Source organism: Campylobacter showae, from assembly GCF_900573985.1.
Classification (GTDB): Bacteria; Campylobacterota; Campylobacteria; order Campylobacterales; family Campylobacteraceae; genus Campylobacter_A; species Campylobacter_A showae_E.
In genome coordinates this window covers 1,516,982-1,532,322 of record NZ_UWOK01000001.1, presented here as the reverse complement: position 1 = coordinate 1,532,322, position 15,341 = coordinate 1,516,982, and the positions used below count along the sequence as shown (strand labels likewise).

The following is a 15,341-nucleotide window of genomic DNA, read 5'->3' as shown; positions in this document are numbered from 1 at the left end:
CAAATTGTTTACTTAATACAAAATTAAAATTTTATATCTATATAATTTATGTTAGTATATTTTTATAGTGATGATTTGGTTAAATTTGAAATTTATAAATATCAGATTAACATCTTTGTAAGTCATAGTTAAGTAAAATCGGCCTTTAAATTTAACTCGGGAAAGGAAAAAATGCAGGCGGATAAGTGGATATTTTACTCTTGCGTCGCACTCATTACTATCGGCGTCGTTTTTTCGCTCTCCTTGCCCGTTTTTACCGTGCTTTTCTTCAATTACGACCCTTATCATTTTTTTATCAGACAGCTTGTCGTGGGGGCGATCGGGATATTTTTGATGTGGGGTATTTCGCGGCTTGACCCTGATAAATCCATGGTTTGGATCGGCTTTTGTCTGTTTGGCTTTTGCGCTATCGCGATGGGAGCTATGCATGCGCTACCTAGCTCGCTGGTTACCGATGCGGGCGGTGCGAAGCGCTGGATACGCTTGCCGGGTTTTTCTTTGGCGCCTGTTGAGTTTTTTAAGATCGGTTTCGTTTACTTTTTGGCATGGAGCTTTGCGCGCAAGATCGACGGCAGCAAAAAGAGTCTAAAGCAGGAATTTAAGCTCATTTTGCCTTATATGTTTTTGTTTTTGATAGCCGTTTATCTCATCGCCATCCTTCAAAACGACCTCGGCCAAGTCGTCGTTTTGGCGCTTACGCTTATCGTTATGATGCTTTTTGCAGGCACTAGCAAGCGGCTTTTCGTCATCGGTATGGCGGGTGCTTCAGTGCTTGCTTTCGTGGCTATTTTTACGTCCGAGCACCGAATTTTGCGTATAAAATCATGGTGGGGCACGGTACAAAACATGGTCCTTTCACTTATGCCGGAAAATATGGCAAATATGTTTCGCGTCGAGGGCGTGCCTGAGCCGTATCAGATCTCACACTCGCTAAATGCGATAAAGCACGGCGGATTTTTCGGCGAGGGGCTGGGAGCTGGCGTGTTTAAGCTCGGATTTTTGAGCGAAGTGCACACGGACTTCGTACTTGCCGGTATCGCCGAGGAGGTTGGGGTGCTCGGGATACTTATCATCACGTCGCTTCTTTTGATTTTGCTTTTCCGCATCTTTCGCGTCTCGTCAAGGAGTGAAAACAAGGTCTATCACCTCTTTACGCTCGGCGTCGGGCTTCTTATCTCGTTTTCGTTTATCATGAACTCATACGGCATCACCTCGATCACGCCTATCAAAGGCATCGCCGTACCGTTTCTAAGCTACGGCGGCAGCTCGATCCTGGCGCTTTGCATAGGGGTCGGCATGGTGCTGATGGTGAGTAAAAAAGTAAAAGATTGAGCTTAAATTTGACTTGCGGCATGGTAAGGCAAATTTAAGCACTTCAAACTTAAAAGGCAAGGAGTAAAATTTGACGTCTGAAAATTTAAAAGACAAAGAACAAAATTCAGCTGAAATTTCGCCGTCAAATTTGACTAGCGTCGAAGCTCAAAACAAAACCGAAAGCGGCACTATCGTTATCTGCGGCGGAGGCACGGGCGGACATCTGGCCGTCGCAAAAGCTCTAAACGAGGAGCTGGTTTCACGCGGATGCAGGACGGTATTTGTAGGATCAAGCAGCGGACAGGATAAAATGTGGTTTGAAAACGACGCTGCATTTAGTGAGAAATTTTTCCTGCCTAGCAGCGGCGTAGTAAATAAAAAAGGGCTAGGCAAGCTTTTTTCGCTTTTTAATATCCTAAATTTAGCCTTTAAATGCCGCAAAATTTTTAAGACTCATGCTGTAAAAGCCGTCGTTAGCGTAGGCGGATACAGCGCGGCGCCTGCGGCATTTGCGGCGATCATCTCACGCACGCCGCTTTTTATCCATGAGCAAAACGCCGTGATCGGCAATCTAAACAAACTCCTAAAACCGCTTGCGAAGGGCTTTTTTAGCTCGTATTTTAAGCCTGTTTTTGGCTATCCCGTAGCGGAGAGATTTTTTAGCTCGGCTAGACTTCGCAGCGAGCTAAAAACGGTGATATTTTTAGGCGGTTCGCAGGGCGCTGCGGCGATAAATTCGTTAGCTTTAAAGCTGGCTCCTGTTTTTAAACAAAAAGGCGTAAAAATCATCCATCAATGCGGTAAAAATGCGCTTGAGAGCTTGCAAGAGGAGTATAAAAAGCTTGCTCTTGGCAGCGATGAGCTTGAGCTTTTTGACTTTGATCCTAAAATAGAGCTTAAGATGAGCCGCGCCGATCTGGCGATAAGCCGCGCAGGAGCAGGCACACTGTGGGAGCTCACGGCAAACGCGCTGCCTAGCGTATTCGTACCTTACCCTCACGCCGCAAATAACCATCAGGTCTTTAATGCTAAATTTCTAGTGGATCAAAATTTGGCCAAATTTTGCTTTCAAAAAGGCGGCGATATCGATGCAGACGAGATGCTAAATTTGATAAATGAGATGGATATAGCGCAAATTTCAAGCAAGCTTTCCAAACAGATAGATAGTGACGGCGCACAAAAAATCGTGGATGAAATTTTAAAAGATATTTAAATTTACGACAGAGCGTTAAATTTAAATACCTTTATTTTTCAAATTTGAAAATTAGTTTATAAAATCGTCTTTAAGTTCTTGCAGCTCGTAAACCAGATAATGATACACGAGCTGACCCGTTTGCAGGCTTTGGCCGCCAAAAACGAGCTCTATCATCGCGGCGATCTTATCGCAAACGCTGATTATCTCGGCTAAAAGGAGCTGATCGCCTCTGCTTTTTGCTAAAAAAACAGAGTAAAGTAAAAATTTATACACCATCTTAAACTCACCCAAAATCACGTTTGAGACGATACCGGCCTGCATTTTTAGTAGTTATCAAGTCGCGATTGTGCTTTTAGAAGCTCGGCCAGTTGCGTCTTTACGGCGCGCGGACGAGTCGCGTCATTATTAAAAAGGCTTCGCCTTTTGTATTTTTGCATGATGGCGCTTTGAGCTTGCAGGAGCTCGTTTATATCTTTGATGTTTTTTGCGGCGACTTTGAGTTTGCGATTTGCCATTATGCTTATGCCGTTTTTCTCACTTTTTAGTGCTATCTCTAGAAGGATCTGCGAGAGATAGGCGCTGATGTTGGCATAGTACTCCTCGTTGTCAAAAACAGCCGAAAAAATATTCGCTAGTTTTTTACTCCCTGCTCTTTGACCGAGCTTGCCGGAGCGCTAAACTGCACGACGCTCATGATAGCTTCTTGCGGCTTGATATCCATTTTTCAAGTTCGTTAGGCTTGTTTTTGGTATTTATATCGCCAGAGACGAGAGTATCTTATATCTGTCCTCGTTGAAGTTTATGTACTAGCTCGTCGTAGCCTATGCCAGCATCTGATAAAATTTTCCCGAGCAACTTACCCGAGGCCTCCATGCCGCCGCTTTTTTCCGCCTCAAGCAGCTGCCTATATATGCCCTCAATAAATTTGACGCCTTCTGGATTTGGCTTGCGGCGAACGGAGTAGTAGCCGATGATCTCGCAGTTAGCGCCTAGCGAAGCCGTGACGTTTGCAAATACCCAGTAAAAGCCGCCGTCAAAGCTCTTGTTTTTAACGAACGCAAAGATCTCTTGTTTTGCCTTGATGCGATCCCATAGAAGCTTAAACACGACGCGCGGCATATCAGGGTGCCTGATGATGTTGTGCGGTTTATGCAAAAGCTGCTCTTGCGTCGCGCCGACGATCTTTAAAAACGGCTGATTGCAGTAGGTTATCTTGCCCTTTAGATCGGTTTTTGATACGATAAAATCTTCTTCTTTTACGAAATACTCTTTATTCTCGTTCACTTTATACCTTAAATTTTTCGGTAATTATAACCAAATATTACGCAAATGTAGCTTACTCATTTTTTCAATCCAGATAGCAAACGCCTATTAAATCAAATTTGACGCCGTAAATTTAAAGGGTAGGGCGGGTGGATTTTGGAGTATAAATTTGAGCTTAAATTTAAAAAACTCGGCGACAAATTTAACTTCGTCGCCGAGCTGAAAATTTAAGCCTCAAAAAGGCTTAAATTTAGATCGCTTTTAGCAAAATTTTAGTTAGCTTTTTGCTAAACGCCGACGGATCGTCGATCGCGACGCCTTCGTTTAACTTAGCCATATCTAAAAGCAGCTCCGCCGCATCATATATCATCGCCTCGTTTTGAGATAGTTTTTCAAAGAGCTCGTGCTTTGGATTTATCTCCAGTATCGGTAAAATTTTACCCACGCTATGCCCCATCTGCTTTAGCATCATCTGCGTAGCGTAGTCGGGATCATTTTTATCATAGACGATGACGGCGGGGCTTTGGCTTAGGCGCGAGCTTAGCTTCACGTCCTTGACCTCGTCTTTTAGTATCTCTTTCATCTTGGCTAGCAGCGCAGCGAATTTACCCTCGTCGGCTTCGCTTTTTTCCGGTTTGATCTCGGCGTCGATATCGGTGTGATTTACCGTTTTTATCGGGGTTTTGTCGTAGTCTTGGACCATCGGCATGACGATAGAGTCTATCTCCTCGTCCATGATGAGCACTTCGATTCCTTCAGCCTTAAAGCTCTCTAAAAGCGGCGAATTTCTTAACATAGTTTCGTTGTTTCCACTGATATAGTAGATCGATTTTTGCCCCTCTTTCATCGCCTCTTTGTACTCTTTTAGGCTGACTAGTCCCTCGCGCTTGCTTGATTTAAAGAGGCAAAGGTCTAAAATTTGCTCCTTTTCGCTGCTAAATCCGTAAAGCCCCTCTTTGATAACCTTGCCGAATATTTTATAAAATTTGATGTATTTTTCTCTATCTTTTTCTTTTAGCTTGGCTAGCTCGCCTAGGATTTTCTTGATGCTTTGCTCCTTTACGCTGCGCATTATGCTGTTTTCTTGCAAAATTTCGCGGCTGACGTTTAGCGGTAGGTCCTCAACGTCGATGATACCGCGGACAAATCTAAGATAAGGCGGCAGCATCTCTTTGGCGTCGTCGCTGATAAATACGCTTTTGACGTAGAGTTTTACGCCGCTTTGATAATCCACGCGAAATAGATCAAACGGCTCGCTAGCCGGCACGAAAAATAGGGTAGTGTACTCGATCTTGCCCTCGGCTTTGGTATGCACGTAAAGTAACGGATCCTCGCTATCGTGCGAGATTTGTTTGTAAAAGTCGTTATAGTCAGCCTCTTTTAGCGCGCTTTTACTCATTTTCCAAAGTGCGGAAGCCTTATTTATCTGCACGTTTTTGATCTCGTACGAGCCCTCTTTTTCGCCATCTTTAGGCGCTACGTACTCTTCTTTATCCGCAAATATCGGATACGGGATGTGGTTGGAGTATTTTTTGACGATGTTTTCTATGCGGTAGGACTCGGCAAACTCGTCATCTTTTAAATAAAGCGTGATCGAGGTGCCGTGGCTATCTTTTTGCGCAGGCGAGATCTCGTAGGTTTTAGCGTCCGAACTCCACATGAAGGCCTCTTCGCCAAGCGCCTTTTTGCTCACGACTTCGATCTTATCCGCGACCATAAACGCCGAATAAAACCCGACGCCAAACTGTCCGATGAGCGCGCTATCTTTTTTAGCTTGGCCGCTTAGTTTATCCAAAAAGCCCTTCGTACCGCTTCTAGCGATGGTGCCGAGGTTATTTATCAGCTCATTTTTGTCCATGCCGATGCCGTTATCGCTGATCGTTAGCGTCTTTTTATCTTTGTCTATTTTGATATCGATTCGCGGGGAGTAGCTTAGGCTTTTGTAAGCATCATCCGTGAGGCAGAGATAGTTTAGCTTATCCAGCGCGTCGCTCGCGTTTGAGATGAGCTCGCGCAAAAATATCTCTTTGTTTGAATAAAGCGAGTGTATCATCAAATTTAACAGCTCGTTTACCTCGGTCTGAAATTCAAATTTTTCGCTCATTTTTTCGTCCTTTGTTTTTAAAATTTTTAGCAGATTATAGCACAAGGTGCTAAGAATATCTTTAAACTTGATACAACTACTATCAACTAATCTAAAATTTGTTTCTCAAATTTGAGTGCTTTTTTTATCCGCACAAAGTCGATTTTGTCCGTGTTATACATTTTGGCGTTAAATACAAAAGGCGTAAAAAGGCGGTCGCAATACTCGCCCAGCTCGTCGCTTATGCGGTGCAGGTTTTGCCATAAAAAATCTAAAATTTGATCAAGCCCTGCGTCTATCTGCTCGCTTGTGGCATTTTCGTCGTAGAAAATCCTAAAATCAGGCACGGATTTTGGCTGCTTGCAAGCCTTGACCGCTTCATCTTGCTCTAGCGCAAAAAGCGGCACAAATAAAAAGAGTAGGGCGAGCGGCAAAATTTGAGTCTAAATCCAGCAATCCAAATTTGAAGCGGCAAATTCAACTCGGGCCGTCTTGTTTAAATTTGCCCTTAAATTTAGCTTCATGCCGCTTACTCGCCGCTTTATACTATCTGACTTTGTTTATCAGCCTTAGGCTCTCTTTTGCGTCGTAATGCATCGCCTGCTTTTTGAGATTTTCGCACGAGATTTGTAAATTTTCTTGCTTGCAAACGCCGTTATTTAGCAGAAATTTAACCATATCCTCGCTATCTAGGATAGCGGCTAGTTTCGTAAAAATTTCTAGCTCTTTAGCCTCAAATTCGCTAAGTGGCTTAAATTTTAGCAGCTCCTCAAGGTAGCGCATTTTATCGCGGTAAAATTCGATAAATTTTGCGGTTTTTGCAAACTGCCTTATTTTTGGATCAAGAGGAGCGTTTGCGATCGGCGAAGTACCGTTTTGACCCATAAAGATAGCTATCCCACCAGCCACGCAAAGCATCGTTTCCTTGTCGCTGCGCGCGCCTTTGCTAAGAAGGTGGCTAAAAATCTCAAACGCTTCGGCATTGCAAGCTGTGCGTAAAAGCTCTGGTGAGCCGATATCTGCGCCGTTTGCTATTAGTAGGTCGATGAGACGTATCGCTTCTTTTTGATCGAATTTATATTTGTCGTTAGGATCTATGCCAAGCGCGATAACCGCGTCAAGAGGGGTGAAAATCATAAATTGATAGTTTAGATCGGGCTTAAATTTGAGTGCCTTTTTTATGCGTCCAAAGTCAAATTTGCCCGTTTTTATGATTTTTACGTTGTAGATAAACGGCGAAAAAAGGCGGTCGTTAAATTCTCCGTATTTGTCGTTTACGCGGTGCGGGTTTTGTGACAAAAAATCTAAAATTTGATCGAGCCTAGTGTCTATTTGCTTATTCGTAGCGTTTCCGTCAAAAAAGATCTCAAGGTCTGGCTCCGGTAAATTTGAAGCGAATAAAATTTGAGTTAAAACCATAAAGATAACGGCGAGCTTTTTCATAAATCCTCCTAAATTTACGGCTTTTACGAGGCGGTCAAATTTGGCTAGCGGATTTAAGGGCTAAATTTGCTCGCGGTAAATTTAGCTCAAATTTTAGCTGAAAAGTTCGTCAAATTTACGCACGCGGCAATTTTACGATAAAGCAACGCTTTAGACCGCCGCTTTCCGCCTTTCGTTATCTAGCGTTTCTTGCATTTTAGCTCTTGCGTTTTCTAGCCACTCGGGCTCGGCGGTGTCGATGAGATCTAGGCAGATTATTTTGATTTTGCCGTTTTTAAAGCTAAAATTTTTCACATCCAAGATGTCTGAACCCGTGATTACGATGGGCTGGATTTTTAGATTTAGCTTGTCGGCGATGATTTTCGCACCGCCTTTAAACGGCAAAAGCTCCCTTGAGTGCGAGCGCGTTCCCTCGGGGAAAATTGCCAGCACGCGCCCTTTTTCGACACGGTCTTGTGCGTCTTTTACGAGCTTGATGAGCGAGCGTTTATTCTCGCGCTCGACTGAGATCATTTGCGGCACGTGGATGATCTGGCCGATGACGGGCAGGTCGGCAATCTCTTTTTTGGCGATCCAGCAGAGATTTTTAGGATAGACTTCCTCTAAAACGACGATATCTAACATACTTTGGTGGTTCATGATGATCATATTCGCCCGCTCGTCAAAGTTGCCGACGACTTCGAGCGAATAAAAGCCAAAAAGCCGCTGGCTCCTACCCCAAATTTTTCTCACGCCGTGAATGTGCTTTTTAAAAAGCCACATAAAAAACACGACTAAAAGTATGCTGATCAGAAACTCGACCGCGAAATACGCGGCCTTTATCCTAGAAAATATCATCTTTTTTCACCCAGCCTATTTTGCCGTCGTCTAGTAAAATTTTGACGTAGTCTCCGCGCTCGCCGAGGATCTCGATCTTTTCCTCCGCTTTTGAGGTATAAAATACGCTCGAGTTTTGCGTAGGCAAAATTTTTACGTTTATGTTTTGTCTTAGCGTCGCGCCACCAAAGGGGTTGTAGCTGTAAAGGATATAGGCTCCAAGGCCGACCACGACGACGAGAAATATCGCGTCGCGCTTAAACAAAAACGTGATCAAGAAAATACCGAAAAGCGCGTAAACTCCGATATTTTTGTAAATTTCAAATTTGCTTTGCTTTGGATTTAGTCCGATTTGCGTGCTGATCTCGTCATCCTCCACGACAACCGGGAGCGAAAAGCCAACGAAATCTTTTTTAGCCAGGCTAAAGTAGTTAAAATCTATCGATATTTTTTCAGGTGAAAATATCGCGAAATAATATCCGCTTTGCGCGTCAAACTCGCCGCTCGTGGAGTCCACGCCTTGCTTGATGATGTCCTTATCCTCGATGAAAAAGTCCGCGATGTTGCCTTTTTGCGCGTTTACTTCGACGATCATGATGAGATTTTTATCGTCGAATTTATTGGTTTTGTATTTTTTGACTTCGAGATTTTGGGCGACGACGTGGTTGTATTTCTCGCCGCTTTTTAGCGCTACGATTTTAGGTAGCGAAAGCGTTAAATTCGCCGTTTGGAAAAACTCGCCGTTACGCTTTAAATTTACAGTGATTTTTGGATTTTGCACGGCCTCGGCGGAGGCCTCGGCGTAAATTTGAGCCTTGTAAACCCCTTTGCCGTCATTATCCCAGCGCAAATTTGAGCTTAGCCATTTTAGATTTTCGGTTTCGGGCAAGATGGTTTGCAGATCTACCGCGATATTATCCTGGATATCGACCGAAAGCGTAAAGCTAAAAATTTGCCCGACGTAGACTTGCTTTGGCGCATTTAGAGCCTTGATAATGATATCGTTTGGCTGCACGCGCTCGTAGAGCTGGCTGTCTTTTAAATTTAGCTCTGGTTCGTTCGTAGGAGCGATATTTTGCGGGATAGGCTGGCGCAGATGCGTACCGCCTTGGTTGCTTGGGGTCTGGCTTTGTGCTACGGGGGTTCTGTTTTGAGTAGCCGTGCTTTGCGTCTGACTTGGGGTTCTGTTTTGCGCGCTTGGCGCTTTGTTTTGCAAATTTAGCTTTTGTGCGGGCGTTTGCGGAGCGGGCTTGATCACTTTTTGGCTTTGCTCGTCGCCCATCATATCAAATACGCTAGGCTCAGTGGCCACGCAAGCTAAAACAAATATAGCAAAAAAGGCTAAAAAGGGCCTTAGCAAACTAGCCCTTTTAGCATCTTTAGTCCGTCGTCCGTGCCCAAAAACTTCTCGCAGGCGCGCTCTGGGTGAGGCATGAGGCCAAATATCTTTTTATTTTTATCGCAAATTCCCGCTATAGCATCGACCGAGCCGTTTGGATTTAGCTCTGCGCCGTTTGCGTCGCAGTATTTTAGCAGTACCTGATCGTTGTCGTAGAGGCCTTTTAGCGTCGCTTCGTCAGCGTAAAAGTTGCCCTCACCGTGAGCGATCGGGATGTTTACGACCTCGCCGACGCTCAAATTTGAGAGAAATTTGTTTGCGTTTGAGATCACTTTTAGGTGATGATATTTTGAGATGAAGCTTAAATTTTCGTTTCGTCTCATCGCGCCTGCAAGCAGTTTTAGCTCGCACAGCATCTGAAAGCCGTTGCAAATTCCAAGCACGTATCCGCCTTTTTGGGCGTGTTTTACGACCGCGCTCATCGCCGGGCTAAATTTAGCGATAGCTGCCGTACGCAAGTAGTCGCCGTAGCTAAATCCGCCCGGAAGCACGATAAGATCGGCATTTATCTCGCTTTCTTTGTGCCAGATTATCTGCGTTTGGCAACCCAAAAGCTCAAAGGCATACTTTGTATCTTGCTCGCAGTTCGTACCTGGAAACAAAACGATGGCGACTTTCATTTTGCGCTCTCGCATTTATCGTTCAAATTTATCTCGTAGTCCTCGATGACGGTGTTTGCGAGCAGCTCTTCGCACATTTTAGTTAGCTCCTTGCGCGCTTCGTCTTTGCTTGTGGCGTCTATGTCAAGCACGATTTGTTTGCCTATTCGCACGCCGCTTACGTTGTTAAATCCAAGCGAGCCAAGTGCGTGCTCGACAGCCTTTCCTTGCGGGTCTAAAACGCCGTTTTTTAGGGATACGTTGATGATAGCTTTCATTTTAAACCTTAGATAAAATTCTTTTTAAAACTTCTTCGTAGGCGACTTTTACGTTGCCCAGATCCTGGCGAAATCTGTCTTTGTCAAGTTTTTCGTTCGTAGTCGCGTCCCAAAAGCGGCAACTATCCGGACTGATCTCGTCTGCTAGCACGATATTTCCGTCTTTATCGACGCCGAATTCCACTTTAAAATCAACCAGTTTCAAATTTCTATCTGCGAAAAATTTAAATAGGATAGCGTTTATCTCACGTCCCATGTGTTTTAGTCTATCGAGGTCGTTTTCGCTCTTAACTAAGCCCATGATTAGGCAGTGCTCGTCGTTTACGATCGGATCGTGTAGGTCGTCGTTTTTATAGTAAAACTCCACTAAAGGAAACGGCAAAACCGTACCTTCTTTTATCGCAAGGCGTTTTGTTAGTGAGCCGGTGGCGATATTTCTAACGACCACTTCGAGCGGGATGATTTCGCATTTTTTCACGAGCTGCTCGGTGTCGCTTAGAGTTTCGACTAGGTGAGTCGGGATGCCTTTTTCTTTTAAAAGATGAAAAAGCTGCGTCGAAATTTTATTATTCAGCGCGCCTTTACCGGCTTCATTGCCTCTTTTTTGCGCATCAAAGGCGGTTAGATCGTCTTTGAATTCCGCTATGAGCAAGTCCGCATCGTCCGTTGCGAACATCTTTTTTCCCTTGCCTTCGTAGATCAGCTCTTTTTTTTGCATTTTTGCACTCCTTATTTTAGCTGTAAAATTTTGATCGCGTCAATCGCCGATTTTAGCTGTATATCGTCGTTTACGTTAGCCTCGGTTATTATAGTCTTATTATCCGTGATTTTCGTAGTGTTTTTGTCGCTATTTGCGTCTATTTTGCTCAGTTCGTTGGTTAAGTGTTTTTTTAGTTCGCTCTCTTTTATAGAAAATGCATTTTCGTCCTGCTGCGGCACTTTGCCAGGAAATACGACGATATCAGGCTCCACGCCCGTTGCTTGGATAGTGCGGCCGCTTGGCAAATAGTAGCGCGCGATAGTTAGGCGGATAGCCTCTTTGTCGTCGACTGGAAGGATGATCTGTACGCTGCCTTTACCGAACGTCTTTTCGCCGATAACGACGGCGCGTTTGTGATCTTGCAACGATCCGCTCACGATCTCGCTCGCGCTCGCGCTTCCGCCGTTAACTAGTACAGCTAGCGGTAAATTTGTGATTTTGTTTGCTCTTGCGGCTTTAAATTCGCTATTTTCGCTCTCGTTTCTGCCCTTTTGAGATACGATCACGCCGCTATCTATAAATAAATTCGTTAGTCCGACCGCTTGGTTTAAAAGTCCGCCCGGGTTGTTGCGAAGGTCTAGTACGATACCTTCTGCTTTTGGATACTTTTTGATAAATTCCTCGGCCTTTTCGGTTACGTGCTTATCAAAATTTGTCACGCGAAGATAGAGGATGTTGTCTTTTTCGATCATCTTTGCGTAAACGGACTCGACCGAGATGATGTCGCGCATGAGCTTGACGTCAAACGGCTTTTGCTCACCTTTTCGCACGATAGTTATCGTGATAGGCGTCTTTGGTTTGCCGCGCATTTTATTTACCGCTTCGTCTATGGTGGTGCCTAGAGTCGCGTTGCCGTCGATGCGAAGGATGATGTCGCCGCTTTTTATGCCGGCTTTATCAGCAGGCGTATTTTCGATAGGCGAGATGACCGTTAGGGCGCCGTCTTTCATACCAACCGTAATGCCAAGGCCGCCAAATTCGCCGTTTGTCTGCACTTGCATATCTTTAAACGCCTTTTCATTTAAAAATCCAGAATGCGCGTCAAGGTTGTTTAAAAGCCCCTCTATGGCCTTATCCACGATCTCTTTAAACTGTAAATCATCAACATAATATTTTTCGATAGTAGAAATGGTTTTTGTAAGTTTAGAGAGCGATTGCAGTTTGGAATTCGATCCGTCCTCGGTGGCTTTAGCATTTAAATTTGCGCTAAAAACCGCTCCGAATATCATAGCGCCCGCAACGCTTGAAAACAAAAACGTCTTTTTTTTATTCAAAGTTAATCTCCTGCCTTTTGAGTGGGGGTATTTTAGTTAAATTTGCCTAAAAATAGGATAAAAGATTTAATAAAATTTAATTTTATTTCGTAAGTGTTTATATTAAATAACTTAGATAACTTGACAATAATCGACTAAAGTTATATAATACGGTCAATATAAACTAAAGGAGAAAAAATGGCGAATTTAGGCGAAAATTTAACCGCACAAATGCAAGAGCTGGTAGAAAAGGGCGTCGCGCTAGCGATACACGCGAAAAATCCGCAAACCTTTCCGCTTCATTTGCTTTGGGCTCAGGTCGCAGATAGCGGCTCATTGCTCAATCAAGTCTTTAATAAAATGAACGTGAGCAAAGACGCGGTCGAACTCGAAGTAAAAAGCAAAGCCGCACAGCTACCCACAAGCTCAAACGTCAGCAAGGAAAACGTGCAAATTTCAAAGGAGCTCATAAACTCTCTTGAAAGCGCAAAAGCCCTGATGGTGAGCCTGGGAGACAGCTATATCGCGGTGGATACGTGGATTATTTCGGCACTTGAGCTACCTGAGATCAAGCAAATTTTAGGCAAATTTACCGACGTTTTAGAGATCCGCAAAAATTTAGAAAGCATAAGAGCAGGGCGCAAGATAGATAGTCAAACAGGCGACGAGACGCTAGATAGTTTGGAGAAATACGGCATCGATCTAACTGCAAAAGCGCTAAATAAGGAGCTCGATCCAGTCATAGGGCGCGACGAAGAGATCACGCGCATGATGCAAATTTTAATAAGAAAGAGCAAGAATAATCCTATTTTATTAGGCGAGCCGGGCGTGGGTAAAACCGCTATCGTCGAGGGTCTAGCGCAAAAAATCGTGGCAAAAGACGTGCCGACTAGCCTAGCAAACAAGCGCGTAGTCGCGCTTGATATGAGCGCGCTAATCGCAGGCGCGAAATACCGCGGCGAATTTGAAGACAGGCTAAAAGCCGTCATAAACGAGGTAAAAAGCGCCGGAAATATCATCCTCTTTATCGACGAGATCCACACTATCGTGGGTGCTGGAGCAAGCGAAGGCAGCATGGATGCGGCAAATATCCTAAAACCCGCGCTTGCTAGAGGCGAACTGCACGCCGTGGGCGCTACGACGCTAAAGGAGTACCGCAAGTATTTTGAAAAGGACGCCGCGTTGCAACGCCGCTTTCAGCCAATCGACGTAAAAGAACCTAGCGTAAACGAAGCACTTCAAATTTTACGCGGCATAAAAGAGCGCCTCGAGGTGCACCACGGCGTAACTATCACCGATAGCGCGCTGGTCGCGGCAGCAAAGCTAAGCGACCGCTACATCTCAAACCGCTTTTTACCCGATAAAGCGATCGATCTCATCGACGAGGCCGCAGCCGAGCTAAAAATGCAAATAGAAAGCGAGCCGTACGAACTCGCCCGCATCAAACGCGAGATCGTAACGCTGCAAGTCGAAAAAGAGGCGCTAAAAATGGAAGACGAGACCAAAAACGCAGCGCGTCTAGCCGAGATAGAAAAGCAAATCGCCGATCTAAACGAGCAAAAGCACGCCCTTGACGGTAAATTTGAAAACGAAAAGGCGGTTTTCGGCGGTATCTCAAAAGCAAAAAAAGAGATAGATAGCCTAAAAAGCGAGGCTGAGATAGCGCGCAGAAACGGCGATCTGCAGCGCGCGGCCGAGATCGAATACGGCAAAATTTTAGAAGCGGCCAACCGCCAAAAAGAGCTCGAAAAAAAATGGGACGAGATGAAAAAGGGCGGCGTGCTACTAAAAAATCAGGTCGATGAGGAGCTGGTGGCCGAAATACTAAGCAAATGGACGGGAATTTCGGTCAGCAAAATGCTAACTAGCGAAAAGCAAAAATATCTGATGATCGAGGAGCATTTGCGCGAAAGCGTCGTCGGTCAGGATGCCGCTCTGCACGCGTTAGCAAGAGCTATCAAGCGAAATAAGGCCGGCCTAAACGAGGGCGCGCGTCCGATCGGATCGTTTTTGTTTCTAGGGCCTACGGGCGTTGGTAAAACGCAGTCGGCAAAGGCTTTGGCTAAATTTTTATTTGACGACGAGCGCGCACTCATACGCTTTGATATGAGCGAATACATGGAAAAGCACAGCGTCTCTCGCCTGCTCGGAGCGCCTCCTGGATACGTGGGCTACGACGAGGGTGGACAGCTAACCGAAGCCGTGCGCAGACGTCCGTATAGCGTCATACTTTTTGACGAGATCGAAAAGGCTCACAAGGACGTGTTTAACGTACTTCTTGGCATCCTAGACGACGGAAGGGCGACTGATAACAAGGGCGTGACGGTCGATTTTAAAAATACGATCATCATCCTCACGTCAAATATCGCGTCAAATTTCATCATGGATCTAAAAGGCGAGGAGCGCGAGGCGGCAGTCAAAAACGAGCTTAAAAACTATTTTAAACCCGAGTTTTTAAACCGACTAGACGACACGATAATCTTTAACCCGCTTGATGAAGACGGGCTAATAAAAATCGTAGATATAATGTTTAAAGAGCTTGAAAAAACATTGCAAAATCGCGGTATCAAAGCAAGCCTAAGCGAAGAGGCGAAGAAATTTATCGCGGGCGCGGGCTTTGATATCGTTTACGGAGCTAGACCTTTGCGCCGCGCGCTATACGAGCTAGTGGAAGACCCGCTAGCCGATATGATCCTGCGAGACGAGCTAGAAAGTGGCGACGAGATCGTGGTTGGTAGCGACAAAGAAAAGATAACGATCTCTAAAATTTAACCCAAATTTACGGTCGCGTTCAGGCGCGGCCGTTTTTATTCTCCCGTCAAATTCTTTAAATTTAACCGCGCAAATATCTTATGTATAGACTACTCAAATTTGAAAACAACATATTGACTTGTAAATTTAGCTAAATTCCAAATTTAGCAAGCTCGCGTACCGTTAG

The 15,341-nt window shown here is 44.7% G+C and carries 15 protein-coding genes; 3 read left to right on the top strand and 12 right to left on the bottom strand.

Features of this window, described 5'->3' with window-relative positions:
• Positions 1-171 precede the first annotated feature (171 nt).
• Together EE116_RS07750 and EE116_RS07745 are read left to right on the top strand one after the other, a co-directional pair.
• Complete coding sequence (locus tag EE116_RS07750; protein ID WP_122873915.1) at positions 172-1,332, top strand: FtsW/RodA/SpoVE family cell cycle protein; 1,161 nt, start codon at positions 172-174, stop codon at positions 1,330-1,332.
• 130 nt (positions 1,333-1,462) lie between these two features.
• A complete protein-coding gene (locus EE116_RS07745) occupies positions 1,463-2,527 on the top strand; it encodes a UDP-N-acetylglucosamine--N-acetylmuramyl-(pentapeptide) pyrophosphoryl-undecaprenol N-acetylglucosamine transferase (RefSeq protein WP_420886356.1) in 1,065 nt (354 codons plus the stop codon).
• Positions 2,528-2,578: 51 nt separating this feature from the next.
• Here the strand turns inward: EE116_RS07745 and EE116_RS12800 are convergent, their stop codons facing one another.
• From EE116_RS12800 to EE116_RS07690, 12 genes are all read right to left on the bottom strand, one after another.
• Complete coding sequence (locus tag EE116_RS12800; protein ID WP_241091664.1) at positions 2,579-2,830, bottom strand: hypothetical protein; 252 nt, start codon at positions 2,828-2,830, stop codon at positions 2,579-2,581.
• A 2-nt stretch (positions 2,831-2,832) separates the two neighbouring features.
• Positions 2,833-3,024 (bottom strand): hypothetical protein, encoded by a 192-nt coding sequence (locus EE116_RS12795; RefSeq protein ID WP_241091663.1) that lies wholly within the window; start codon positions 3,022-3,024, stop codon positions 2,833-2,835.
• A 262-nt stretch (positions 3,025-3,286) separates the two neighbouring features.
• Positions 3,287-3,793, bottom strand: coding sequence for a PAS domain-containing protein (locus EE116_RS07735; RefSeq protein ID WP_122873914.1), 507 nt, complete (start codon positions 3,791-3,793; stop codon positions 3,287-3,289).
• A gap of 229 nt (positions 3,794-4,022) precedes the next feature.
• Complete coding sequence (gene htpG / locus EE116_RS07730; RefSeq protein WP_122873913.1) at positions 4,023-5,876, bottom strand: molecular chaperone HtpG; 1,854 nt, start codon at positions 5,874-5,876, stop codon at positions 4,023-4,025.
• Positions 5,877-5,962: 86 nt separating this feature from the next.
• Complete coding sequence (locus EE116_RS07725; protein ID WP_241091662.1) at positions 5,963-6,289, bottom strand: hypothetical protein; 327 nt, start codon at positions 6,287-6,289, stop codon at positions 5,963-5,965.
• 112 nt (positions 6,290-6,401) lie between these two features.
• Positions 6,402-7,298 (bottom strand): hypothetical protein, encoded by an 897-nt coding sequence (locus tag EE116_RS07720; RefSeq protein WP_122873912.1) that lies wholly within the window; start codon positions 7,296-7,298, stop codon positions 6,402-6,404.
• A 150-nt stretch (positions 7,299-7,448) separates the two neighbouring features.
• Positions 7,449-8,135: a lysophospholipid acyltransferase family protein gene (locus tag EE116_RS07715; protein ID WP_122873911.1), complete on the bottom strand. Its 687-nt coding sequence runs from the start codon at positions 8,133-8,135 to the stop codon at positions 7,449-7,451.
• Complete coding sequence (locus EE116_RS07710; RefSeq protein WP_122873910.1) at positions 8,122-9,474, bottom strand: SH3 domain-containing protein; 1,353 nt, start codon at positions 9,472-9,474, stop codon at positions 8,122-8,124. Before EE116_RS07710 ends, EE116_RS07715 begins: the two co-directional genes overlap by 14 nt.
• Complete coding sequence (gene purQ, locus EE116_RS07705; protein ID WP_122873909.1) at positions 9,468-10,133, bottom strand: phosphoribosylformylglycinamidine synthase subunit PurQ; 666 nt, start codon at positions 10,131-10,133, stop codon at positions 9,468-9,470. The genes EE116_RS07710 and purQ overlap by 7 nt, the downstream gene beginning before the upstream one ends.
• Positions 10,130-10,390, bottom strand: a complete 261-nt coding sequence (gene purS, locus EE116_RS07700; RefSeq protein ID WP_122873908.1) for a phosphoribosylformylglycinamidine synthase subunit PurS — start codon at positions 10,388-10,390, stop codon at positions 10,130-10,132. The genes purQ and purS overlap by 4 nt, the downstream gene beginning before the upstream one ends.
• Position 10,391: 1 nt before the next feature.
• Entirely contained in the window at positions 10,392-11,108 is a 717-nt protein-coding gene (gene purC, locus EE116_RS07695) for a phosphoribosylaminoimidazolesuccinocarboxamide synthase (protein ID WP_122873907.1), read from the bottom strand.
• Positions 11,109-11,119: 11 nt separating this feature from the next.
• Positions 11,120-12,379: a S41 family peptidase gene (locus EE116_RS07690; protein ID WP_420886355.1), complete on the bottom strand. Its 1,260-nt coding sequence runs from the start codon at positions 12,377-12,379 to the stop codon at positions 11,120-11,122.
• A gap of 222 nt (positions 12,380-12,601) precedes the next feature.
• Here EE116_RS07690 and EE116_RS07685 point away from each other — a divergent pair, with 222 nt between their 5' ends.
• Entirely contained in the window at positions 12,602-15,175 is a 2,574-nt protein-coding gene (locus EE116_RS07685) for an ATP-dependent Clp protease ATP-binding subunit (RefSeq protein ID WP_122873905.1), read from the top strand.
• The last annotated feature ends 166 nt before the right edge of the window (positions 15,176-15,341 follow it).

Excerpts from the sequence above, each read along its gene's own strand:
- EE116_RS12795 (WP_241091663.1), bottom strand. The coding sequence starts at position 3,024 with ATGGCAAATCGCAAACTCAAAGTCGCCGCAAAAAACATCAAAGATATA.
- htpG (WP_122873913.1), bottom strand. The coding sequence starts at position 5,876 with ATGAGCGAAAAATTTGAATTTCAGACCGAGGTAAACGAGCTGTTAAAT.
- EE116_RS07720 (WP_122873912.1), bottom strand. The coding sequence starts at position 7,298 with ATGAAAAAGCTCGCCGTTATCTTTATGGTTTTAACTCAAATTTTATTC.
- EE116_RS07750 (WP_122873915.1), top strand. The coding sequence starts at position 172 with ATGCAGGCGGATAAGTGGATATTTTACTCTTGCGTCGCACTCATTACT.
- EE116_RS12800 (WP_241091664.1), bottom strand. The coding sequence starts at position 2,830 with ATGCAGGCCGGTATCGTCTCAAACGTGATTTTGGGTGAGTTTAAGATG.
- EE116_RS07715 (WP_122873911.1), bottom strand. The coding sequence starts at position 8,135 with ATGATATTTTCTAGGATAAAGGCCGCGTATTTCGCGGTCGAGTTTCTG.
- purQ (WP_122873909.1), bottom strand. The coding sequence starts at position 10,133 with ATGAAAGTCGCCATCGTTTTGTTTCCAGGTACGAACTGCGAGCAAGAT.
- EE116_RS07685 (WP_122873905.1), top strand. The coding sequence starts at position 12,602 with ATGGCGAATTTAGGCGAAAATTTAACCGCACAAATGCAAGAGCTGGTA.
- purS (WP_122873908.1), bottom strand. The coding sequence starts at position 10,390 with ATGAAAGCTATCATCAACGTATCCCTAAAAAACGGCGTTTTAGACCCG.
- EE116_RS07690 (WP_420886355.1), bottom strand. The coding sequence starts at position 12,379 with ATGATATTCGGAGCGGTTTTTAGCGCAAATTTAAATGCTAAAGCCACC.
- purC (WP_122873907.1), bottom strand. The coding sequence starts at position 11,108 with ATGCAAAAAAAAGAGCTGATCTACGAAGGCAAGGGAAAAAAGATGTTC.